Genomic DNA, 352 nt, shown 5'->3' with positions numbered 1-352 from the left:
TTGATATGCCATCGGTGGGCAAGAGTAGTCAATGGACCCTTTCAGAGGATACCAGCTGCTTGCACAAAGCATTGCTAGATTATCTACCTGAAGTTCCGTTTGTGGATCACTGGAAGGTAGGATTGCTTGGCTTCCGCTTTGGCGGCAATGCTTTGGTTCGCTTAAGCTTTTTGGAGCAAGACAGAATTAAGGCATGCGTTGCAATAGGTTCTCCTGTACACGACATCTTAGCCAATCCAGACAAGCTGACGAACATGTCGAAGATGTATCTCGATGTTCTTGGGTCTCGTTTAGGTAAGTCACCTATTGATATTCAGAGCTTGGCAGGGCAGATGTCAGCATGGTCTCTTCG

Annotated in this window: 1 protein-coding gene; it reads left to right on the top strand. The window is 46.9% G+C overall.

Translation table 11 applies throughout. From position 1 onward, the window contains the following. On the top strand, window positions 1-352 hold a 352-nt coding region (locus AB4585_RS22880), incomplete at both ends, for an alpha/beta hydrolase (protein WP_372171102.1).

This window comes from Vibrio sp. 10N.222.49.C9 (genome assembly GCF_041474985.1).
Taxonomy (GTDB): domain Bacteria; phylum Pseudomonadota; class Gammaproteobacteria; order Enterobacterales; family Vibrionaceae; genus Vibrio; species Vibrio crassostreae_C.
Note: the sequence above shows the minus strand (reverse complement) of the source record. Positions and strands in the feature narration are given on the sequence as shown.